Annotated in this window: 14 protein-coding genes; 3 read left to right on the plus strand and 11 right to left on the minus strand. The window is 70.9% G+C overall.

What is annotated here, in order from left to right; translation table 11 throughout:
• Positions 1 to 75 precede the first annotated feature (75 nt).
• From ACFW48_RS03905 to ACFW48_RS03920, 4 genes are all read right to left on the minus strand, one after another.
• Complete coding sequence (locus tag ACFW48_RS03905; RefSeq protein WP_386310263.1) at positions 76 to 1,473, minus strand: hypothetical protein; 1,398 nt, start codon at positions 1,471 to 1,473, stop codon at positions 76 to 78.
• A gap of 177 nt (positions 1,474 to 1,650) precedes the next feature.
• A complete protein-coding gene (locus tag ACFW48_RS03910) occupies positions 1,651 to 6,609 on the minus strand; it encodes an NAD-glutamate dehydrogenase (protein WP_386310188.1) in 4,959 nt (1,652 codons plus the stop codon).
• Positions 6,610 to 7,129: 520 nt separating this feature from the next.
• Entirely contained in the window at positions 7,130 to 7,801 is a 672-nt protein-coding gene (locus ACFW48_RS03915; protein WP_386310189.1) for an HAD family hydrolase, read from the minus strand.
• Positions 7,802 to 7,883: 82 nt separating this feature from the next.
• Positions 7,884 to 8,399, minus strand: a complete 516-nt coding sequence (locus ACFW48_RS03920; protein WP_386310191.1) for a DUF6912 family protein — start codon at positions 8,397 to 8,399, stop codon at positions 7,884 to 7,886.
• A gap of 342 nt (positions 8,400 to 8,741) precedes the next feature.
• On the opposite strand from ACFW48_RS03920, the gene ACFW48_RS03925 reads away from it, so the two are divergent.
• Positions 8,742 to 9,554, plus strand: a complete 813-nt coding sequence (locus ACFW48_RS03925; RefSeq protein ID WP_386310192.1) for an Rv3235 family protein — start codon at positions 8,742 to 8,744, stop codon at positions 9,552 to 9,554.
• A 148-nt stretch (positions 9,555 to 9,702) separates the two neighbouring features.
• Here ACFW48_RS03925 and secA read toward each other — a convergent pair whose 3' ends face one another.
• A complete protein-coding gene (gene secA / locus ACFW48_RS03930) occupies positions 9,703 to 12,549 on the minus strand; it encodes a preprotein translocase subunit SecA (protein WP_386310194.1) in 2,847 nt (948 codons plus the stop codon).
• Positions 12,550 to 12,826: 277 nt separating this feature from the next.
• Here secA and ACFW48_RS03935 point away from each other — a divergent pair, with 277 nt between their 5' ends.
• Both ACFW48_RS03935 and ACFW48_RS03940 read left to right on the plus strand, forming a co-directional pair.
• Positions 12,827 to 13,393, plus strand: coding sequence for a GNAT family N-acetyltransferase (locus tag ACFW48_RS03935; protein WP_386310195.1), 567 nt, complete (start codon positions 12,827 to 12,829; stop codon positions 13,391 to 13,393).
• 290 nt (positions 13,394 to 13,683) lie between these two features.
• The gene (locus ACFW48_RS03940; protein WP_386310197.1) at positions 13,684 to 14,859 is read left to right on the plus strand and encodes a winged helix-turn-helix domain-containing protein; all 1,176 of its coding nucleotides are present in this window, start codon (positions 13,684 to 13,686) and stop codon (positions 14,857 to 14,859) included.
• A 48-nt stretch (positions 14,860 to 14,907) separates the two neighbouring features.
• Here ACFW48_RS03940 and ACFW48_RS03945 read toward each other — a convergent pair whose 3' ends face one another.
• From ACFW48_RS03945 to mtrA, 6 genes are all read right to left on the minus strand, one after another.
• Positions 14,908 to 15,666, minus strand: coding sequence for a response regulator (locus ACFW48_RS03945; RefSeq protein ID WP_386310198.1), 759 nt, complete (start codon positions 15,664 to 15,666; stop codon positions 14,908 to 14,910).
• A gap of 225 nt (positions 15,667 to 15,891) precedes the next feature.
• On the minus strand, positions 15,892 to 16,584 hold the full coding sequence (hpf, locus tag ACFW48_RS03950) for a ribosome hibernation-promoting factor, HPF/YfiA family (protein ID WP_386310199.1): 693 nt from the start codon (positions 16,582 to 16,584) through the stop codon (positions 15,892 to 15,894).
• 313 nt (positions 16,585 to 16,897) lie between these two features.
• A complete protein-coding gene (locus ACFW48_RS03955) occupies positions 16,898 to 17,749 on the minus strand; it encodes a ComF family protein (RefSeq protein WP_386310201.1) in 852 nt (283 codons plus the stop codon).
• A 139-nt stretch (positions 17,750 to 17,888) separates the two neighbouring features.
• Positions 17,889 to 19,730, minus strand: coding sequence for an LpqB family beta-propeller domain-containing protein (locus ACFW48_RS03960; RefSeq protein ID WP_386310203.1), 1,842 nt, complete (start codon positions 19,728 to 19,730; stop codon positions 17,889 to 17,891).
• A complete protein-coding gene (gene mtrB / locus ACFW48_RS03965; protein ID WP_386310206.1) occupies positions 19,720 to 21,804 on the minus strand; it encodes an MtrAB system histidine kinase MtrB in 2,085 nt (694 codons plus the stop codon). Before mtrB ends, ACFW48_RS03960 begins: the two co-directional genes overlap by 11 nt.
• A gap of 1 nt (position 21,805) precedes the next feature.
• A complete protein-coding gene (mtrA, locus tag ACFW48_RS03970) occupies positions 21,806 to 22,495 on the minus strand; it encodes a two-component system response regulator MtrA (protein ID WP_193776289.1) in 690 nt (229 codons plus the stop codon).
• Between the last annotated feature and the right edge of the window lie 4 nt (positions 22,496 to 22,499).

Genomic DNA, 22,499 nt, shown 5'->3' on the forward strand with positions numbered 1-22,499 from the left:
CCACCCCCGGCCCGCACCGACACCGGGCAACCACGAACCCCGCCCGCCCGAAACGCCCCCGCTCGAAACACCCGCTCAAAACACCACCGCGTACAAAACCTCCCCACCCGGCCCCCGAGCCACCACCCTCAACCCCTCAACCCCCCGAAGCCGATCCCCCCGATCCACCACCCACCGCACCCCGTACTCCCGCAGAATCCCCCACCGCACACCCCCCACCACCCCCTCCGCGAAGAACGCCCGCACCGCCGCCACCCGAGCCCCCTCGTCCGGCAGAAAGAAGTCGGGATACCCAGGAGCCACGGTGTACGCCCCGTACGCCGGAATCTGCCGCGAGGGAAACTTCCTCGCCATGACCACGTCCCCGTACCCCACCCACGGAGTGATCCAGTGGTACCCCGCCCACGGCTCCCGGTACTTCTCCTCGACCACCCCCGGCAGTACCCCCCGCTCGACCACGTACCCGAGCGTCCCCACCTGCCCCCACGCCCCCACCACCAGCGCCGCCCCCAGTACGCACGCCCACCCGGCCCGCACGACCCGCCGCCGCCCGGCCTCCACCGCTCCCACCGCCTCCAGCGCCACCGCCAGCTGCGCCGGAATCAGCGCGGCGGGCAGCACCCGCCCCCACGACCAGTGCCCGCTCACCCCGCCCGCCAGGAAGACCACCGCCCCGAGCACGAAGAACAGCACCAGCACGTCCCGCCGGTCACGCCACCACCGCACCCCCAGCGCCGCCACCCCCACCAGCACCAGCCAGTACCGCCCGAACAGGTCCCGGTACAGCGACCGGTGCACCGCGTCCATCCCGTCCCCGGCACCGAGCAGCGCGAAGAAGTCGTAGTACGGCCAGGCCCACAGCACCACCACTCCCAGCGCCAGCCCCGCCCCCAGCCGCGCCCACAGCCCCCACCCACCCCGCGCCGCGAACACGACGGCCAGCGCGCCCAACGACGCGACGACACCCGAGAACTGATGGACGAGCAGAATCACCGCCCACAGCACCCCGCACCCCAGGCACACCCACCACCCGGCCGGCCGCGCCAGCCACGCCCAGAGATGAAACGCGAGCCCGAGCGCGAACACGCTCGGATACGCCACCGTCAGCGCGAGGGAGTGGAGCCCGAGGAAGCCGCTCCAGCCGAACTGCGCCGTGCCCCACAGCAGCAACAGGCACAGCAGCGCGAGCGGAGGTGCCACCGGACGCGCACTCAACACACGTACGAATCGCCACACCCCGGTCACCAGCACCCCGAGCCCGACCAGCGCCCCGAGCCGCAGCACGACGAAGACGGAGAACCCGGTCACCTTGGCCACACAGCCGAGCAGCACCGTCCACGGCGAGTAGTACGGGCTGGGCGTGTCCGCGTCGACCAGCGGATTGCCGGGGTCGAGCAGGCTGTGCCGCAGGCGTTCGACGGTGGCGGCGTGTATGCCCAGGTCACCGGCCCAGGGGAGCCGGACGACCACCATGAGCAACAGCAGGAGGAGGACGAGCGCGGCGACGCGTGTCGTCCAGAGACGCCCAGTCACGCGGTCACCTTATACGGGAAATTCAGGCAACCCGGACATAAAGGCGCCCCGGGCCTTCGCGGCCCGGGGCGCCTCGCACAGCTACGCCGCTACGGCGTCACACCGTGCGTCACACCGTCACGCATGGGTGCGCAGCAGTGTCCGGATCGTCCGCATCGCCACCGACAGGTTGGACAGGTCGAAGTCCTCCGAATTGTGGATCTCTTCCAGCGTGGTGCGGGCCCGGCCGAGGATCGCCGCGTTCTTCTGCTCCCACGCCTTGAACCGCTGCTCGGGCGTCGACGTGCCGTTGCCCGCCGCCAGGACGTCGGCGGTGAGCGACGCGTGCGCCGCGTACAGGTCCTCGCGGATCGCCGCGCGGGCCATGGACTGCCAGCGGTCGTTGCGGGGCAGGTCGCTGATCCGGTCCATCAGCTGGGTGACGCTGAGCCGGTCGGCGAGGTCGTAGTACACCTCGGCGACGTCCAGTGGCTCCTTGCCCATGCGGTCGGCCACCGACACGATGTCCAGCGTCGGGAAGGCCGAGGAGAACCCGGCCACCCGCGTGGCCGGCTCGTCCGGGACGCCGGCGGCGGTCAGCTCGTCGTAGATGTGCTGGTACCACTCCGCGTCCGCGCCGCGCAGCAGCTTCGGCAGCTGCGACCAGACCTGTTCGACGCGCTCGGCGAAGAAGTCGACGGTCTCGGCGAGCTCCAGCGGCTGCGGCCGGTTGTTGAGCAGCCAGCGCGTGCCACGCTCGACCAGGCGGCGCGAGTGCAGCCGGATCCGGGTCTGCACGTCGGCCTCGGCCTTGGTGTCCAGCGCCTCCACCGCGTCCCACACCGGAGAGGAGCGGAAGATCGCCCGGGCCGCGGTCTGCGCCCGCACGATCTCCTCCAGCGACGCGCCGGTCTCCTCGCGCATCCGGTGCAGATACGTCGTACCGCCCGTGTTGACCGTGTCGTTGACCAGGACGGTCGTCGTGATCTCGCGGCGCAGCGGGTGGCCGTCGATCCGGTCGAGGAACTGCTCGCGCAGCGCCGTCGGGAAGTAGGCGTGCAGCAGGCCCTTGAGGTACGGGTCGTCGGGCAGCGAGGTGTGCAGCAGCTCCTCGGCGACCGTGATCTTCGTGTACGCCAGCAGCACGGCCGTCTCCGGGCCGGTCAGACCCTGTCCGGTGCCGAGGCGTTCGCGGATCTGGCGGTCGGTGGGCAGGAACTCCAGGGCCCGGTTGAGGTGGCCCTCGCGGACCAGGTGGCGCATGAAGCGCTGCTGGGCGTGGAGCATGTCCTTGGACTGGGCCAGCGCGTTGGCGATCGCCGTGTTCTGCGCGTAGTTGTTCCGCAGGACGAGCGCGCCGACCTCGTCGGTCATCTCGGCGAGCAGCTTGTTGCGCTGCTTGACGGTCATGTCGCCGTCCTTGACGAGACCGTTGAGCAGGATCTTGATGTTCACCTCGTGGTCGGAGGTGTCCACGCCCGCGCTGTTGTCGATGGCGTCGGTGTTGATCCGACCGCCGTGCAGCGCGAACTCGATCCGGCCCAGCTGGGTCAGGCCGAGGTTGCCGCCCTCGCCGACGACCTGGACCCGCAGGTCCTTGCCGTCGACGCGGATGGCGTCGTTGCCCTTGTCGCCGACGTCGCCGTTGGACTCGGTGGACGCCTTGACGTACGTACCGATGCCGCCGTTCCACAGCAGGTCCACCGGCGCCGACAGGATCGCCTTCATCAGGTCGGCCGGGGTCATCTTGGTGACGCCGGCCTCGATGCCGAGGGCCTCGCGGATGTGCGCGTTGACCGGGATCGACTTGGCCGTGCGCGGGAAGATCCCGCCGCCCGCCGAGAGCAGCTCGGTGTTGTAGTCCGCCCACGACGAGCGCGGCAGCTCGAACAGGCGGCGCCGCTCGGCGTACGAGGTGGCCGCGTCCGGGTTCGGGTCGATGAAGATGTGCCGGTGGTCGAAGGCGGCGACCAGGCGGATGTGCTCGCTGAGCAGCATGCCGTTGCCGAAGACGTCACCGGACATGTCACCGACGCCGACGACCGTGAAGTCCTGGGTCTGGGTGTCCACACCCAGCTCCCGGAAGTGCCGCTTGACGGACTCCCAGGCGCCGCGGGCGGTGATGCCCATGCCCTTGTGGTCGTAGCCCGCGCTTCCGCCGGAGGCGAAGGCGTCGCCGAGCCAGAAGTTGTAGGACTCGGCGACCTCGTTGGCGATGTCCGAGAACTTCGCGGTGCCCTTGTCGGCGGCGACGACGAGGTAGGTGTCGTCCTCGTCGTGCCGGACGACGTCCGCCGGGTGCACGACCTCGCCGGCCACCATGTTGTCGGTGATGTCGAGCAGCGCCGAGATGAACGTCCGGTAGCTGGCGATGCCCTCGGCCATCCAGGCGTCGCGGTCGACGTTCGGGTCGGGCAGCTGCTTGGCGACGAAGCCGCCCTTGGCGCCGACCGGCACGATGACGGTGTTCTTCACCATCTGCGCCTTGACCAGGCCGAGGATCTCGGTACGGAAGTCCTCCCGGCGGTCCGACCAGCGCAGACCGCCGCGCGCGACCTTGCCGAAGCGCAGGTGCACGCCCTCGACGCGCGGCGAGTACACCCAGATCTCGAACGCCGGGCGCGGGGCGGGCAGGTCGGGGATGGCCTGCGGGTCGAACTTCATGGAGACGTAGTCGTGCGGCTTGCCGTCGCTCGTCTTCTGGAAGAAGTTCGTCCGCAGCGTCGCCTTGATCACGGTGAGGAAGGACCGCAGGATGCGGTCCTCGTCGAGGCTGGCGACCTGGTCGAGGGCCGCGTCGACCTCTTCGAACAGGGCGTCGACGATCTCGCGCCCGGCACGCTGGCGCTCGGGAGCCATCCGCGCCTCGAACAGGGAGACGAGCAGACGCGTGGTGTGGACGTTGTTGCGGAGGGTGTCCTCCATGTAGTCCTGGCTGAACGTCGATCCGGCCTGCCGCAGGTACTTCGCGTACGCGCGCAGCACCATCGCCTGCCGCCAGGTCAGCCCGGCGCTGAGCACGAGGGCGTTGAAGCCGTCGTTCTCCGCCTGGCCGGTCCAGGCGGCGGAGAAGGCGTCCTGGACGCGCTCGCGCGCGTCGTCGCCGAGGTAGTCGGCGCCGCCCGCCACCGACTTGGGCATGCGCAGCCCGAAGTCGTAGATCCAGGCGGTCGTGCGGTCCGAGCAGCGCAGCTCGTACGGCCGCTCGTCGGTGACCTCGACGCCGAGCCGGCTGAGCACCGGCAGGACGGCCGACAGGGAGACCTGGCCGCCCTTCTGGTAGATCTTGAAACGCCGCTCCTCGGGCGCGGCGCCGACCGGCTCGTACAGGCTCAGCGCGAACGTCCTGTCCTCGTCGAGCCGCTCCAGGTGACCGAGGTCGGCGACCGCCGAGCGCGGGCCGTGGTCGGCCTTGTAGCCCTCGGGGAAGGCGCTCCCGTAGTAGCGCATCAGCTCCGCGGAGCGCTCCTCGCCGGCCTCCGCGGTCAGCGCCTCGGCGAACCCGTCGGCCCAGGAGCGGGCGGCCTCGACGAGACGGGCCTCGATGCGCTCCTTGTCCGCGTCGGACAGCTGCGGCAGCTCGGTGCCCTGCGGCACGCGGACCACGAAGTGCAGCCGGGACAGGATCGACTCGGTGTTCCAGGCCGTGAAGTCGACACTGGTGCCGCCGAGCTCCTCCTTGAGGATGTCGATGATCCGCAGCCGGACACCGGTGGTGTAGCGGTCGCGGGGGAGGTAGACGAGGGCCGAGTAGTAGCGGCCGTACTCGTCCTGGCGCAGGTAGAGCCGGAGGCGGCGCCGCTCCTGGAGGTAGAGCACGGAGGTGACGATCGGCTCCAGCTCCTCGACCGGCATCTGGAACATCTCGTCGCGCGGGTACGTCTCCAGGATCTGCAGCAGATCCCGCCCGTCGTGGCTGTTCGGCGAGAAGCCGGCCCGCTCCAGCACCTCCTCCACCTTGCGCCGGACGACCGGCACCCGGCGGACGGACTCGGTGTAGGCGGCGGAGGAGAACAGGCCGAGGAAGCGGCGCTCCCCGACGACGTTGCCCTGCTCGTCGAACTTCTTGACGCCGACGTAGTCCAGGTACGACGGCCGGTGCACGGTGGCCCGGCTGTTGGCCTTGGTCAGCACCAGCAGCCGGTGCTCACGGGCCTTGGCCCGGGCGTCGGCGGGCAGCCGCTCGAAGGACGGGCTGACGGGGTGGCTCTCGTCGGCGGCGTGGTGCGGGTCGGAACGCAGGATGCCGAGGCCGGTGCCGGCGACGGCGGCGAGTGAGTCGTCGCCGCGCAGCTGGTACTCGCGGTAGCCGAGGAAGGTGAAGTGGTCGTCGGCCAGCCAGCGCAGCAGCTCGCGGGCCTCCTCCAGCTCCCGCGGGGGGAGGTCGTCGGGGGCCGGCTCCGTCGGCAGCTGCTCCGCGATGCGGACGGCCGCGTCCCGCATCTTGCCCCAGTCCTCGACCGTCTCGCGGACGTCGTTCAGGACGCGCAGCAGGTCGGCGGTGATCTGCTTCAGGTCGCCGCGGTCGGTCTCGCGGTCGAACTCGACGTGGATCCAGGACTCGACGTGCGCGTCGTGCGGGAGGTCGTCGGAGGGCCCGCCGGTGAGCACCTCGACGAGCTTGCCGGTCACGTCGCGCCGCACCACGATCAGCGGGTGGACGACGACGTGGATGCCGCGCCCCTGCCGGGTCAGCTCGTTGGTCACGGAGTCGACGAGGAAGGGCATGTCGTCCGTGACCACCTCGACGACGGAGTGGCTGCACGTCCAGCCGTTCTCCTCGACCGTCGGGGTGTGCACCCGCACGTTCGCCGTGCCCTGCGGGCGGTTCTCGGCCAGCCGGTAGTGCGAGACGGCGGCTCCGAAGACGTCGACCGGGTCTCGGTCGGCCAGGTCCTCCGGGGCGGTGTGCCGGTAGTAACGCCGGAGGAACGCGAACACGGATGCGTGGTCCGGGGTTCCCGGGGTGTCCGGGGTGTCCGATGTGCCCTCGTCCGTCGTCCCAGTCGGTAGGTGCCCCCCGACCGGGCTGTTCTCAGCTACCCGCGCAGCCCTTTCGAGCAGCTCGGCCTTGGCTTCGTCCAGCTTGGTCTGCATTGTCCTCTGGCTCCTGTCGCGCGCCGTTGCGTGACGTAGAAGGAAGTACGGTCTCCTGCCTTCCGGCATGACGTCGGGACGCGGGGTGTCCGGTCTGTTCCGACGCTATGCCGCAAGGTGAGAGGAGCGGGGGCATATCAGCCAATGTCGCCGCGCTCGCCGGGTGTGACGTCGCTCTCGCCGTCGTCGTCCGGGGGGTGCGCGGCGCCGTACCGGGGGCCTTCGATGCCCCGACCCGCCCGCGAAGACCAGCGACCGCCGCCCGGACACGGATGTCGTCCGTGCGTACCGGGCGCAGAGCAGGGGCGCCGGTGCCCCCGCGAGCTATCGCGCTGATCACGCCACAAGGCTATCGCTCCTCGCGGGGCCCCCGTCACGAGCCGTATGTGTACAAAACCAGGACCGAAACTTTGACGTTTTGCACAGAACCACCCCGCAGCGCCGGGCCGCGTCACCCACCCCGGCCACCACCAGCACAGGTCACCGTCACCGCACAGCCGACGTCACCGCACAGCCGACGTCACGCCGCCAACCGCGCCGCCTCCGCCACGGCCTCCCCCAACGTGTCCACCACCGGCACCCCGACCCCCTCCAGACTGGCCCGGCTGTGCGACCCCCCGGAGTACAGCACCGCCCCCGCCCCCACATGCCGCGCGGCCACCGCGTCATCCACGGCGTCCCCGATCACCACCGTACGAACGGGGTCCACGCCGGCCAGCGCCAGCTCCGCGAGATGCCGCACCATGTGCTCGGCCTTGCTGCCCCCGGACGGCCCGATCCGCCCGTCGACGCGTATGAAGTGCGTCTCGATCCCGAACCGCTTGACCAGCGGAACCAGCTCGTCATGGCCGTACATGCTGAGAATCGACTGACTGCGCCCCGCCGACCGCCAGTCTGCGAGCAGCTCCGCCACACCCTCGGTGAGCCCGCACCGCACCCGGTGCTCGACGTAGTGCCGGTGGAAGGTCGCGTCCATGACCTCCCACTCGGCGTCGGTGGGCAGCCGCCCCATCAGCCGCTCGTAGAACTTCGGCACCGGCACGCAGTACAGCGCGCGGTACTGCTCCAGCGTGATCGACGCCAGGCCCAGCTCGGCGAACGCGGCGTTCGTCGCCCCGATGATCGCGTCATTGTCGTGGAACAGCGTCCCGTTCCAGTCCCAGACGATGTGCGCCCCTGTCTGCATCCCCATGCCCGAAAACGTACCCGCCGCCACTGACAATCAAGACGGGGCCCACGACGCGGCCGGCCGGGGACGGCCGACCGGCGGGACGTCAGTGACCGGGCTCCACCAGGTTCGGGATCTCCTGCGTCGCGTACCACAGCAGCTCGTGGTCCTCGGCTCCGTCCACGACGAACCGGGCGTCGTCGTCCCCGCCGTCCGCCGCCGCGAGGGCCTCGGCCGCGGCGGTCACATCCGCCTCCGCGTCGGCCGAGTCGACGTGCACCGAGGCCGCCTTGGCCAGCCGCAGGGGCCCGGCGAGCCGCACCTCGCCCAGCGCCGTCGGATCGGGCCCCCGGTCCGGGGCGGCCGAGACCGCGCCGTCGGACACGTCGGCGGCGACCACGACCCGGCGCCGCGTCGCGCCGGCGTCGGCCGCCAGCAGTCGCAGCGAGGCCAGCGCGGCCCGGTTCAGGGCGGCGTACTCCAGCTCCTCGATGTCGTCCGAGAGGTACCACTCGCGCAGCGCCGGTGTGACGGCGTAGGCGACGAGCGGTCCCGTCCCCAGCTCTCCCGTCCTGTGCGCCTCGGCGAGGCCGGAGAGGGTCAGGGGGACGTAGACGCGCATGAGACTTCCGCTTTCGTGGTCGGGAGCGCCACCGAAGGCCCGGGATGGCCTGGATGGCTGGATGGCTGGATGGCTGGAAGAGCCTTCAGGATACGTGCGGGTGTCCCCTTTCGGGTCCCCACCCATGCCGCCCGAAGCGTCCACCTCCGGCCCCGGAACTCACCCGGTACAGCCGCTCCGTCCCGGGCTTTCCGGCCGTCCCGGCCACTCTGATAGGTGACCCTCCAGCCCCCTCGGCCCGGCCACCGCCCTCCTTGCCGTCCCGCCCCACCAGCCCGTACAAGATCTCCAACCGCTAAGTTACTGCCCGGTATCACCCGGGCCGCCGAACGGGGAGCCCCCATGCGCAAGGTCATGACCAGGTCCCAGCTCAGCCCGAGCAGCACGCCACACCGCACGCCGGACCGCCCGCTCGTACCCGCCCCGCCCCGCGGGCCCGGCGGCGACCCCACGTCCCGGCCGCCCGGCGCCGCGCCGCTGTACACCCCGGTCGCCGCCCCGTCCCGCGCACCCGGGGCCGCCCCGTCCCGCGTACCCGGCGGCGTGCCGCCCCGCAGGCCCGGCGGACGCGTCGTGCGGGCCGGGGCGCCCGGTGGCCGCCCGCCGGGCTCCCCGGGCAGGTCTCCGCGGGCCCGTACGAGGCCGGCGGACACCCGCCCGCCCACGGCCGGCCCGGGCGGGGCCACCGGGACGGGCCCGCGCGCGGCGGCGGGCGCCCTCGTGACGGCCCCCGCCGCCCCGCCCGTGCACCCGGCCGTCCCGGCCCCGGCAGCGCCTCTCGTCCCCGCCCAGACGCCTCGCCGTCCCGTCCCGCAGCTCCGTCCCACCGACCGCTTCGCCGAGCTTCTCCTCAACGTGCTCAGCGGCCGGCGCCCCGTCCATTCGATGCTCCGCCACACCGCCGGCCGCGCCTACGACGATCTGGCCCACCTCGCCGAACGCGGCCCCCTGCGCACGCGCGGCACCCTCCCCGTCGTCCGCGACATCGGCTACTTCGAGCCCCGGCCGGGTGCCCTGGAGGTCTTCGCCCGGATCGGCGCGGGTGACCAGCTGCGCGCCATGGCCTTTCGGCTGGAGCAGGGCCGCGATCTGCGCTGGCGCTGCACGGCGGTGGAACTGGGCGGTCCCCGCCGACCGCACACCGACGACGACTGAGACCGACGAGGACCGGCACGGACCACCGACATCGGCGACGACCCGGCAGCGGCGACGACCGGCACACAGGCCGGGACATGCCGAAGGGCCGGACACCCAGAGGTGTCCGGCCCTTCCCACCGCTACGGCGCCCGAAGGCACCGCGCCGTCACTTCTTGCGGCGACGTCCGCCCTTGGCCTGCTTGCGGCGCTCCGCGCGCGTGAGCCCGTCGGACTGGGGCTGCGCGGGCTCGCCGTCGGTGGTGAAGTCGCCCTCGACGACCCCGCCCTCGCCGTCCACGGTCGGGGCGGAGAAGTGCAGGCCCCGGCGCTGCGGGGCGTCGAGCCCCTTGGCGCGGATCTCCGGACGGGTGCCCGCCTGGGCCGGGACGGCGTCCCGCGCGCCCTTCTCCAGCGACGGCGCCGCGTCCTCGACCGGGACCTCCTCGACCTGCTGCTCGACCTGGACCTCCAGGTTGAACAGGTAGCCGACGGACTCCTCCTTGATGCCCTCCATCATGGCCTGGAACATGTCGAAGCCCTCGCGCTGGTACTCGACCAGCGGGTCCTTCTGCGCCATCGCGCGCAGGCCGATGCCCTCCTGGAGGTAGTCCATCTCGTAGAGGTGCTCGCGCCACTTGCGGTCCAGGACCGAGAGCACGACCCGGCGCTCCAGCTCACGCATGATCTCGGAGCCGAGCTGCGTCTCACGCGCCTCGTACTGCTCCTGGATGTCGTCCTTGACGGACTCCGCGATGTAGTCGGCGGTCAGCCCGGCCCGGTCGCCGGCCGCCTCCTCCAGCTCCTCGACGGTGACCTTCACCGGGTAGAGCTGCTTGAAGGCGCCCCACAGACGGTCGAGGTCCCAGTCCTCCGGGAAGCCCTCGGCGGTCTCGGCCTGCACGTACGCGTCGATCGTGTCGTTCATGAAGTGCTGGATCTGCTCCTGCAGGTCCTCGCCCTCCAGAACGCGGCGCCGCTCGCCGTAGATGACCTCGCGCTGCCGGTTGAGGACCTCGTCGTACTTCAGGACGTTCTTGCGGGTCTCGAAGTTCTGCGTCTCGACCTGGGACTGGGCGGACGCGATCGCGCGCGTGACCATCTTGTTCTCGATCGGTACGTCGTCCGGGACGTTCGCCATCGACATCACGCGCTCGACCATCTGGGCCTTGAACAGCCGCATCAGGTCGTCGCCCAGGGAGAGGTAGAAGCGGGACTCGCCGGGGTCGCCCTGACGGCCGCTGCGACCGCGCAGCTGGTTGTCGATACGCCGCGACTCGTGCCGTTCGGTGCCCAGCACGTAGAGGCCGCCGAGCTCCTTGACCTCCTCGAACTCCGCCTTGACCGCCTGCTCGGCCCGCTCCAGCGCCGCGGGCAGGGCCGCGGCCCACTCCTCGATGTGCTCCTCGGGGTCGAGGCCGCGCTGGCGCAGCTCCGCCTCGGCGAGGTCCTCGGGGTTGCCGCCGAGCTTGATGTCCGTACCACGGCCGGCCATGTTCGTGGCCACGGTCACGGAGCCCTTGCGGCCCGCCTGGGCGACGATCGTCGCCTCACGGTCGTGCTGCTTGGCGTTCAGCACCTCGTGCTGGACACCGCGCTTGCTGAGCTGCTGCGAGAGGTACTCGGACTTCTCGACCGAGGTGGTGCCGACGAGGATCGGCTGGCCCTTGCGGTGCTTCTCCTCGATGTCGTCGACGACCGCCTCGAACTTCGCGACCTCGGTGCGGTAGATCAGGTCGGACTGGTCCTTGCGGACCATCGGCCGGTTGGTCGGGATGGGCACCACGCCGAGCTTGTAGATCTGGTGGAACTCGGCGGCCTCGGTCATGGCCGTACCGGTCATGCCGGACAGACCGGGCTGTTCCTTGCCGTTGTGGTCGTGGCGCTTGTAGAGGCGGAAGAAGTTCTGGAGCGTGATCGTGGCGAGCGTCTGGTTCTCGTCCTTGATGTCCACCCCTTCCTTCGCCTCGATCGCCTGGTGCATGCCCTCGTTGTAGCGGCGGCCGGCGAGGATACGGCCGGTGTGCTCGTCGACGATCATGACTTCGCCGTCGAGGACGACGTAGTCCTTGTCCTTCTTGAAGAGTTCCTTGGCCTTGATGGCGTTGTTCAGGTAACCGACGAGCGGGGTGTTCACCGACTCGTAGAGGTTGTCGATGCCCAGCCAGTCCTCGACCTTGGCGACACCCGACTCGTGGATGGCGACGGTGCGCTTCTTCTCGTCGACCTCGTAGTCGCCGGTCTCCTCGATGCCCTTGAGCGTGTTGCCGGCCTCGCCCTTCTTCAGGCGCGTGACCAGCTTGGCGAAGTCGCCGTACCACTTGGTGGCCTGGTCGGCCGGACCGGAGATGATCAGCGGCGTACGGGCCTCGTCGACGAGGATGGAGTCGACCTCGTCGACGATCGCGAAGTTGTGGCCGCGCTGGACGAGTTCGTCCTTGGACCACGCCATGTTGTCGCGCAGGTAGTCGAAGCCGAACTCGTTGTTCGTGCCGTAGGTGATGTCGCAGCCGTACATCTCGCGGCGCTGGGCCGGCGTCTGGTTGGCGAGGATGCAGCCGACGTTCAGGCCGAGGAACTTGTGGACGCGGCCCATCATCTCGGAGTCGCGCTCGGCCAGGTAGTCGTTGACCGTGACGATGTGCACGCCCTCGCCGGACAGGGCGTTGAGATAGGCGGGCAGCGTGCCGACGAGGGTCTTGCCCTCGCCGGTCTTCATCTCGGCCACGTAGCCCATGTGCAGGGCCGCGCCACCCATCATCTGCACGTCGTAGTGCCGCTGTCCCAGGACGCGCTTGGCGGCCTCCCGGACGGTGGCGAAGGCTTCCGGAAGCAGGTCGTCCAGGCTCTCACCATCGGCGTAGCGCTGCTTGTACTCATCGGTGAGGGCCCGCAGCTCGGCGTCGGAGAGGTCGACGAAGTCCTCTTCGATGGAGTTGACCTGGTCCGCGATGCGGTGCAGCTTGCGCAGGATCTTGCCTTCGCCTGCACGCATGATCTTCGAGAGGACGGACACGGGGGTTGGTCTCCTTGCCGGTCGGGCCTGGGACGGTCGTTTTCCTGTGACGGACTGAGCAACGGCCATCGTATGCGAGGACCCCGCCGCCCCGGGAGCCTGCTGTAACGGGGACCGTGTGCTCCTTCGTCCAGCTTCCGGTCTGCCGTCCTCGGGTTCAACGTCCGGGCACCGCGGATGGTGCCGCGGCCTCCGACGAATCACGCGAAAAGTGACCGTCTGTTCACGCACGGCAAAAAAATGGCGTCCGCCACGGACCGCCGCGCAGAATCGGCCGATGGAACCCGTCACGCTCACCACCGACCGCCTCGTCCTGCGCGCGGTCGGCCCCCGGGACACCGATTCCGTGTACGCCGCCTGCCAGGATCCCGACATCCAGCGCTGGACCACGATCCCCTCGCCCTACCTTCAGGAGCACGCGCGGGGCTTCACGGAGCAGATGGTCCCCGACGGCTGGGCGAACGCCTCGATGTTCACCTTCGGCCTCTTCCTCCCCACCGGGGACCTCGTGGGGATGCTCGGCATCACGATGATCTCCCTGGGCGTCGGCGAGATCGGTTTCTGGGGCGCCAAGGAACACCGCGGCCACGGCTACGTCACCGAGGCCGCCGTCGCCGTCTCCCGCTGGGCCTTCACCGACCGGGCGATCGACCGCCTGGAGTGGCGCGCCGAGGTCGGTAACACGGCCTCCCGCGCGGTGGCCCAACGCGCGGGCTTCACCATGGAGGGCACATTGCGCTCCGCGATCAACAACAAGGGCGTCCGCCGCGACTCCTGGATCGGCTCCCTCCTCCCCTCGGACCTCTCCCTCCCGTCAACGTCCCCGTACTTGCCGGCCCCGTAACCGCGCCCACGCAGCCCACGCAGCTGCGGGCAGTCGTGCCTCCCCCAGTGCCTGAACGGCCTGGGAGGTACCCCCAGGGGTGGCACGGGTGGGCGGTGGGGGCACCTCCCGCTCGAGCGAAGCCGAGAGTGGGGGAGGCACCCCGCCGGCGCCGGGCCGCGCGACCCACCCCCGGCCCACTTCGCCACAGGATGCCCAATAAGTCGGCCCACGCCCTCGCCCTCGCCCCCGCCCCCGCCCCCCTGCACGTCACCCCCCACTGTCAGACCCACCCCTTATCGTGCGGACGTATGACGACCCTCCCGCCCCCCGCCACGGAACTGTCCGCGCAAGAGGCCCGCCGCCTCGCCCTCCGCGCACAGGGCTTCCTCGGCGCCCCCGACCGCCGCGCAGGCGTCCGCGGCGTCCTCCGTCACCTGGGCGCGGTGCAGCTCGACACCATCTCGGTCCTCGCCCGCTCCCACGAACTCATCCCGTACGCCCGCCTCGGCGCACTGGGCCGCAAAGCGGTCGAAGACGCCTACTGGCAGGACACGCACGCCTTCGAGTACTGGTCCCACGCCGCCTGCATCCTCCCCATCGAGGAGTGGCCGCACTTCGCGTTCCGCCGCCGCGCCTACCGCAACCGCCCGCACTGGAACCACCACCTCCCCGACGGCACCTACGACCAGGTCGTCAAGCAGCTCCGCGCCGAGGGCCCCCTCACCGCGACGGACCTGGGCGGCGCGAAGAAGACCAGCGAGTGGTGGGACTGGTCGGGCACGAAGGTCGCCGTCGAGCGCGCGCTCATGTACGGCGAGGTGGTGTGCGTCGAGCGCCGCGGCTGGAAGCGGGTGTACGACCTGGCCGAGCGCGCGGTCCCGGCCGCGCTGCTGCACGACGAACTGGACGACGCCGAGTGCCTGCGCCGCCTGGTCCGCCTCGCCGGCCAGTCCCTGGGCGTCGGCACGCGCGCGGACATCGCGGACTACCACCGTCTCAAGGGTGAGCAGGTCGACGCCGTGATCACCGACTCGGGCCTGGTCCCGGTCACCGTGGAGGGCTGGGGCAGGCCGGCCTGGGCGGACCCCGCGGCCCTGGAGACGCCCCCGCGCGGCCGGCACCGCACGACGCTGCTCTCGCCCTTCGACTCCCTGATCTGGGACCGTGCGCGCACGGAACGGATCTTCGGCTTCACCCACCGCCTGGAGGCCTACGTGCCCAAGCAGAAGCGGGTGCACGGCTACTTCGCGATGCCGGTCCTGGCAGGCGGCCGGCTCGTCGGCCGCGTGGACCCGGCGCGCGAAGGGCGCACTCTGGTCGCCAAGCAGGTCACGCTGGACGGCCCCAAGGCGGCCCCGGCGGTTGCCCAGGCCCTGGTCGAGGCGGCGGGCTGGGTGGACTGCACTGACGTGCGCGTGGAACGGGTCGACGCGCCGGATCTGCGCGAGCCCCTCACGAGGGAGCTGGCCCGCCTCCTAGCCTGACCGGCGTCAGCCGTCAGCCGTCAGCCGTCAGCCTTCGGTCTTCGGCCGTCAGCGGATCTCGAGGATCTTCTCCCGCATCGCGTACACCACGGCCTCCATTCTGGAGTGCAGCTGCAGTTTCTCCAGGATGTTGCGCACGTGGTTCTTCACGGTGTTCTCGGAAATGAACAGTTCCTTGGCGATGTCCCGGTTGTTCATTCCCGTGGCGACCAGCTTGAGGACCTCCAGTTCACGGTCCGTGAGCCGCGGCGCGGGAACGAGCCGGCGTTCGTCGGTCCGCTGGATCATCGACTTGAACTCGGTGAGCAGTTTCGACGCCATGGACGGACTGATCTGCGACTGTCCGTCGGCCACGGCGCGAATGGCGGTGGCCACCTCGTCCGTCGAGATCTCCTTGAGGAGATAACCGGTCGCGCCCGCCTTGATCGCGTCGTAGAGGTCGGCCTCCTCGTCGCTGATCGTCAGCATGATGATCTTGGCGCTGGGGGCCACCTCCTTGATGGAGGTGCAGGCCTCGATCCCGCCCCGCTTGGGCATCCGCACGTCCATCAGGATGATGTCCGGCAGCAGGTCGGCCGCCTTCTCCACGGCCTCGGCGCCGTCACCGGCCTCCCCGACGACCTGGATGTCCTCCTCGGCCGCGAGCACGATCTCCAGACCGCGGCGGAACAAGGCGTGGTCGTCCACGACCAGGACCCTGATCGGCTCCTTGCGCGCAGAGCCCGCGTCCGAGCCCATGCCGGCGACTCCGTCGTCGATCCCCTCGTCGACGCCCTCGCCCCGCATCGGTCCGAAACTGTCCGCCATCGTTCCTCCCCCTGAAGGCTGTGGCCCGTCGTCCTGAGCCATCGCCAACCCAGAGCAACGACCCACCGGTTGGGCCGTTGCCGCCATGATTCCATGCCCGGCCGACACGGGGGTGGCCGAGCGGGCCACTAAGGGGTCGCACACCCTCGCGCACCGTCGCACGCCGGTGCCCCTGGGGGCGCACACGCGCTCCAGGGGCACCGGTTCCGCTGTCACCCGGCGTCGTCAGCCGCCGAGCGCGTCACCCGCCTCGGTGGCGTGCGCCTGGGTGACCATCGTGTCCGTCGAGAGGTGGATCACGCCGTAGTCGTAGGCGTGCCGCCGGTAGACGACGCTGGGCTCCTTGGTCTCGGAGTCGACGAACAGGTAGAAGTCGTGCCCGACCAGTTCCATCTCGTAGAGCGCCTGGTCGAGGGTCATCGGCGCGGCCACGTGGGTCTTCTCGCGGACGACGAGCGGACCGTCGCCCTGGACCTCCAGCGAGCCGATCTTCTTGGTGGGTACGCCGTCCTGCTTCTCCTGCGGGACGACGTCGCCGTTCCCGTTGAGCGTCGCCGCGCCGGGGACGTGGTCGGCGACCTCGGCCGCCGAGATCCGGCGCGCACCGCGGCGCGAGAAGCGCTTGTCGTGCTGCTTGCGCAGCCGGGCACCGAGCTTCTCCGCCGCCAGGTCGAGCGCCGCGTACGGGTCGCTCGCCGCTGCCTCCGCCCGGATCACCGGACCGCGGGAGCGGAGCGTGATCTCCACTCGGTCACAGCGGTCGGCCTGTCGGGGATTCGGCTCCTTGGACACCTCGACGTCGAGGCTGATCACCTTGCCATCGAGCTTCTGGATCTTCTCCAGCTTCAGCTTCTCGGCCACGTGCTTCCGGAACCGCTCGGGCACCTCGGTCTTGCGGCCCTTGACGACGATGTCCACGCAGAACTCCGTTCCCGGATCGCTCCGCTTCGATGGCGGAGCATCTCCCTTTTGCACCAGGTTCCGGTCTACCCCGGAACCTCGGACTCGGTGACTTCCACCTCCTCCCCCGCGGGCGAGATCTCCACTCCACCGGTGCGGATGATGACGGTGAAACCCGCGGTACGGCATTCGGATTTGAGAGGTGTGGCCTGCGGCTTTGCCTCACCACCGAACATATCTCGCCCGGACGGATGTCGTCACCCTCTACCGCGGCGTACCTCCGTTCCGGTGAATTGGCCCTCTCATTACCTGCAACGAAGCAAGTTTCTAGTCAGTTCCGGTTTATTTCGAAAGAATCTGGTGAAGCCGCGACCACTGCCGCGCAGATCGCTTCACGGATCACGCCACCGCCTTCGTTCGGACCCGCCATCCGGGGCCCGTCCTTCCGTTCCTCTCTGCCTTCCCCTGCCGACGACGGATACACAGCAGATTTCGCCCCGGCCTGCGCCGAGCGCAGGGCACGCGCCGCCTCCGTCAGGGACGCCCCCGTCGTCATGAGGTCGTCGACGAGGACGACCGGCCCGCTCCCGCACAGCAGCCGGCCACCGCCGGGAGCCACCGCCAGCGCGCCGGCGAGATTGCGCAGCCGCTGCCGGGCGCCGAGGCCCGACTGGTCGGCCACGGCATGCCGTTGCCGCAGCACGGCCAGCACCCGGGCGGACGTCCCGGTCCGCCGCAGCTCCCCAGCGGCCGCGAGGGCGATCCGCCGCGCCGGGTCGTGCCCGCGTGTGCGCACCGCCCGGGGCGCGGACGGCACGGGCACGAGCAGCACCGGCCCCCGCACACGTATGACCCCCGCCTCACCGGAGCCCCACCGTGCCTCCCGGAGCCCGGCCCGCACCGCCCCTGCCAGCGCCACGCCGAGCGGCGCCGTGAGAGCCAGCACGCCACGCTCCTTGTGTGCCAGCAGGGCGGCCCGTACCTCGTCCGCGTACCGGGCGGCCGCGTGCACCACCGGCAGCCCCGGCGGCTCCGGCACCGGTCGCACCCGGCGCGGTGCGGCGCCGCTCAGGGCCGTACGGCACCGTGGACACAGCACCGTGCGAGCCCTGCCGCAGCCTCCGCACTCGGCCGGCAGCACCAGGTCGGTGAGGTCCCGCCACCATTCCCGCAATCCCCGCATGGCCACCACTGTGCCCATGCCCGCGGGGCTCGACCAGGCCTGTGGAAAACGCTGGAGAGCTACCTGTGGAAAACTCCGGGTACTGTCCACCGCGCGTCCCTCACGCGAGTGAACGCCCGCGTCGGAGAAGCCGGATGCCTCACCCCGGATAGACCGGCGCCGACCCCTCCGTCACCTTCTGCCACTGCAGCCCCGACGGCAGCCGCACGATCACGTCCTCCGAATACGCCACCAGCGGCAACCGCTCGTCCTCGGTCGCGGCGATCTCCTTCACGCCGGTCAGCGCGGCGGGCACCGAGGCCTCCGGCGTGGAGCCGTCGACCTGCACGTATCCGATCTGCTGGACGCCCCCGCGCTCGCGCCCGACGACCACGAGCCGGCTGTCACCGGCCCACGACATGGCCGTGACCTCCTCCAGCTCCGGGGTCGCGGACCGCAGTTCGAGAACGGTGACCGAGGACGGTTCGCCGGCCTTCCCGTCCCGTTCGATCCGTCCGATGAGCAGGGACCGCTTGCCGTCCTTCTCCACGATGAGCGCGATCCGCACGCCGTCGGCCGCCACCCGCACGGCCTGGATCCGCCCGTCCAGCCCCGGGGTACGCACCTCCACGGGCCGGCCCTTGCCCTCCTTGAGCAGCAGCAGGCGGGGATCGGCCGGGTCACGATCGGCGATCCACAGGTCGCCCTGCGCGTCCCAGCTGGGCGGCGTCAGCCGGTTCTCCTCCGTCTTGCCCTTGCTGACCAGCACGGGGTCACCGAGCGAACCGCCCGACACCAGTGAGCCGACGTACAGCGACTTGTTGTCGAGACGGATACCGGCCGCGCTGTGCTCGTCCCGCGACACCGCCACCGACCGCAGGGCCGCCGCGCCCTCGCCCAGCGCCCCGGGGACCGGTTCCGGCCGGGTCCCGCTGCTGCCCGCGGCGATGCGCACCAGGCGTTCCTGGTCGTCGATGAAGTACAGGTAGTCGGGCCGCTGGGCCGAACCGCGCGACGCGACCGTCTCGGCCCGGTCCTCGGTGAGGGAGCAGAGTCGCTCATCGCCCGACCGCAGCTCGACCTCGTCCACCACCGGGGTGAGGTTCTGCAGCGTGAAGAGGAGCTGGGCCGCCATCTCGTCGCACTTGTCGTCGCCGACCCCGGCCGCCCGGTCGTTCAGCCGCACCGTCAGCTTGTTGCGGTCGTCGGGCGTCAGCGAATCGACGTTCTTCGCCAGTGCCGTACCGGTCGGGAAGCTCGACCTGACCACGGGCCCGAGCAGGCTCGTCGGCCCGCTGATCAGGGAACGCACCACCTGGGTCATGGGGTCCACGAGCCGGCGCACGTAGACCGGATCGGCGACGGCCGCCGGCTGCGAGGTCGTACCGGCCTGCGTGGTGGGAGCGGTGTTCGAGGCGAAGTAGTACTTGTTGACGGACATGTAGGTGCGCTGGAAGTCCGACTTGCCCATGATGACGCCCTGCGGCAGCGCGTCGATGCGCCACTGCCCGCTCTTGCCGTCCCGGCTGAGGTGCACCGGTTCGCGGTACTGGCCTTCCGACGGCGAGTACGACCGCTGCCCGTCCACCGTGGCGACCCGGGTGCCGGTCAGCGTGACCGAGTAGTCGTCGGCGTCCTCGCGGCTTCCCGAGTGGTCGGACTCGGTTCCCGGCCCGCCCGTGAGCACCGTGGTGGACCGCTCCGGTCGCCAGGTCTTCGCGGCCTCGCCCGTCAGGTACTTGCGCGCGGTCTCGTACTCCGGCTCGTTGCTGGTCAGCGCCTCCAGGAAGCCCTGCACGATCTCCGTGGGCGAGTCGTCCTCCCGCGGCGGCATCGCGAACACCCGCACCTGCGGGTCCTGCCGAGGCGTGGACTCCACGCCCCGCAGGTCCCCGCTGTCGGGCATCGACGCACACCCCGCCAGCAGTACGACGCCACACAGGGCGTACGCCACCACGCGTGCCGGCCCCCGCCGACCGCTCCCCTCGCGGTCAGCGCCCACGAGATGCCTCCCCTTGCCTGCTCGAGTCCTCCGTGTGCTCCGGTCCGGCGTCCGGGCGGCTCGTCGCCTCCGGCGCGGGCCCGCCGTCCTGTCTCCGGGCGCCCGACACGGGCCGCGGCACCACGCGCGCGCCGTTGCCGGGCAGTGCCGTCGGATCGGCCGTGGGGGCCACCGTGGCCGACCGCGACGGGATCGGGCCCCGGGCGGGCACCGGGGGCACCTGCCCGAGCGGCGCCTGCGCCGGAACGGTGGCCGTCCTTCCGTTGCCGTGCGGCGCGCCGGCGTCATTGAGGCCGGCCTCGCCCAGCCCGCGATTGCGCCGCGAGTCCGTCGGCTCCAGCGGTATCGGTGACCCCCGCAGGGGCTCGTCCGCCGTCCTGGGCAGCGTCAGCCGGAACTGCGATCCGCCGCCCGGCTCGCCCCAGGCCTGCAGCCAGCCTCCGTGCAGCCGCGCGTCCTCCAGGGCGATGGAAAGCCCCAGCCCCGTACCGCCGGTGGTACGCGCGCGTGCCGGGTCGGCCCGCCAGAAGCGGCTGAAGACCCGGGTCGCCTCGCCCGGCTTGAGGCCTACGCCGTAGTCGCGCACCGCGACGGCGACCGCGCCGCCGGCCGCGGCGAGCTTGACGACGACGTCGTTGCCCTCGCCGTGCTCGACGGCGTTGACGACGAGGTTGCGCAGCACGCGCTCCACGCGCCGCGCGTCCGCCTCGGCGACGACGGGCTGCTGGTCGCCGACGACGCGTATCCGCGTGCCCTTGCGCTCGGCGAGCGGTTCGGCCCCGCCCACGACCCGCCGTACGACCTCCCTGAGATCTATCGGCTCCGCCTCCAGCGCCGCCGCGCCCGCGTCGAAACGGCTGATCTCCAGCAGGTCCGCGAGCAGCGTCTCGAACCGGTCCAGCTGGTCGGCGAGCAACTCGGCCGACCGCGCGGTCACCGGGTCGAAGTCCACGCGCGCGTCGTGGATGACGTCGGCGGCCATGCGCACGGTCGTCAGCGGCGTCCGCAACTCGTGCGACACGTCGGAGACGAACCGCCGCTGCATCCGCGACAGGTCCTCCAGCTGGCTGATCTTCAACTGCAGGTTCTGCGCCATCTTGTTGAAGGCCTCGCCGAGCCGCGCGATGTCGTCCTCGCCGGTGACCTTCATCCGTTCCTGCAGCCGCCCCGCGGACAGCCGCTCGGCGATGCTCGCCGCCATCCGTACCGGCGTGACGACCTGGCGCACCACGAGCCAGGCGATGGCTCCGAGGAGGACGACGACGAAGAGCCCGGCCGTCGCCAGCGTGCCTCTGACCAGGCTGAGCGACTCCTCCTCCTGTGTGAGCGGGAAGAGGTAGTACAGCTGGTACGGCTCGCCGTTCGGGTCGTTGACCTGCTTGCCGATGACCAGACCGGGCTGCGAGGCCTCGTCGGAGTCGTAGACGATGCGGGTGTAGCTCTGCGCCGCCGCGGTGCTGCCGTCGATCCGCTCCCGCAGGTCCTCGGGCACGCTGGCCGACCAGTTGACGAAGCCCGAGGCGCGCGGGCCGCGCCCGCTGCCGCTGTCCCCGCCCATGGGGAGCGTGACCACGTCGAAGGCGCCCTGGCCGCCGCTGGAGAGCGACTTGACCAGTTCACTCATCCACTGGATGACGTTCTGCGGGGGACGGCCGTCCACGGGCACGCCCTCGTCACCGGTCACGCTGGCCGACTCCTCGGCCTTCTGCTTGGCCACCGCGAACCCGCCGGTCGCCTGGCTCTGGGAGGCCTTCACCTTGGCGTCCAGCAGCCCGTTGCGGACCTGCCCGATCACCACGAAGCCGAGCAGCAGCACCACGCCCAGCGACATCAGCAGCGTGGTGACGACGACCTTGAGCTGGATGTTGCGCCGCCACAGCCGCATGACGGGCAGCAGCGGACGGCGCACCCAGCGCATGAACAGACGGAGCACCGGGCTGCCCTGCACCCCGCCGTGCAGCAGCCCGCCCTCCAGCAGACGGCTCCAGCGGGAACCGGCGGGCGGGTGGCCGACAGGCCGTCCGGCGCGGGCCCCGGACTCGCCGGGCGCCGAAGCGGCACTGTCCCTGCTCATGTCAGCTCGGCCCCGCCTTGTAACCGACGCCACGGACGGTCACCACGATCTCCGGCTTCTCCGGGTCCTTCTCGACCTTGGAGCGCAGCCGCTGTACGTGCACGTTGACCAGCCGTGTGTCGGCCGCGTGCCGGTAGCCCCAGACCTGCTCGAGGAGCACCTCACGCGTGAACACCTGCCACGGCTTGCGGGCCAGCGCCACCAGCAGGTCGAACTCCAGCGGCGTCAGCGCGATCGACTGGCCCTCCCGCTTCACGGAGTGACCGGCCACGTCGATGACCAGGTCGCCTATGGCGAGCTGCTCCGGCGCCGGCTCCTCGGACCTCCTCAGACGCGCCCTGATACGGGCCACCAGCTCCTTCGGCTTGAACGGCTTCACGATGTAGTCGTCGGCGCCCGACTCCAGACCCACCACGACGTCGACGGTGTCACTCTTCGCCGTCAGCATCACGATCGGCACACCCGACTCCGCCCTGATCAGGCGGCACACCTCGATGCCGTCCCGACCGGGCAGCATCAGGTCGAGGAGCACCAGGTCAGGCTTGGTCTCCCGGAAGGCGGCCAGCGCCTTGTCGCCGTCGGCTACGAAAGATGGCTCAAAACCCTCACCACGCAGCACAATGCCGAGCATCTCGGCCAGTGCGGTGTCGTCGTCGACGACAAGGACTCGTCCCTTCATAAACGACATCATCCCA

Origin of the sequence: Streptomyces sp. NPDC058812 (assembly GCF_042744565.1) — a bacterium.
Taxonomy (GTDB): domain Bacteria; phylum Actinomycetota; class Actinomycetes; order Streptomycetales; family Streptomycetaceae; genus Streptomyces; species Streptomyces thinghirensis.

Coding starts and splice junctions, on each gene's coding strand:
- ACFW48_RS03940 (WP_386310197.1), top strand. CDS start 13,684: ATGACGACCCTCCCGCCCCCCGCCACGGAACTGTCCGCGCAAGAGGCC.
- ACFW48_RS03910 (WP_386310188.1), bottom strand. CDS start 6,609: ATGCAGACCAAGCTGGACGAAGCCAAGGCCGAGCTGCTCGAAAGGGCT.
- ACFW48_RS03945 (WP_386310198.1), bottom strand. CDS start 15,666: ATGGCGGACAGTTTCGGACCGATGCGGGGCGAGGGCGTCGACGAGGGG.
- ACFW48_RS03915 (WP_386310189.1), bottom strand. CDS start 7,801: ATGGGGATGCAGACAGGGGCGCACATCGTCTGGGACTGGAACGGGACG.
- ACFW48_RS03905 (WP_386310263.1), bottom strand. CDS start 1,473: ATGGTGGTCGTCCGGCTCCCCTGGGCCGGTGACCTGGGCATACACGCC.
- ACFW48_RS03955 (WP_386310201.1), bottom strand. CDS start 17,749: ATGCGGGGATTGCGGGAATGGTGGCGGGACCTCACCGACCTGGTGCTG.
- ACFW48_RS03925 (WP_386310192.1), top strand. CDS start 8,742: ATGCGCAAGGTCATGACCAGGTCCCAGCTCAGCCCGAGCAGCACGCCA.
- mtrB (WP_386310206.1), bottom strand. CDS start 21,804: ATGAGCAGGGACAGTGCCGCTTCGGCGCCCGGCGAGTCCGGGGCCCGC.
- mtrA (WP_193776289.1), bottom strand. CDS start 22,495: ATGATGTCGTTTATGAAGGGACGAGTCCTTGTCGTCGACGACGACACC.
- ACFW48_RS03920 (WP_386310191.1), bottom strand. CDS start 8,399: ATGCGCGTCTACGTCCCCCTGACCCTCTCCGGCCTCGCCGAGGCGCAC.
- ACFW48_RS03935 (WP_386310195.1), top strand. CDS start 12,827: ATGGAACCCGTCACGCTCACCACCGACCGCCTCGTCCTGCGCGCGGTC.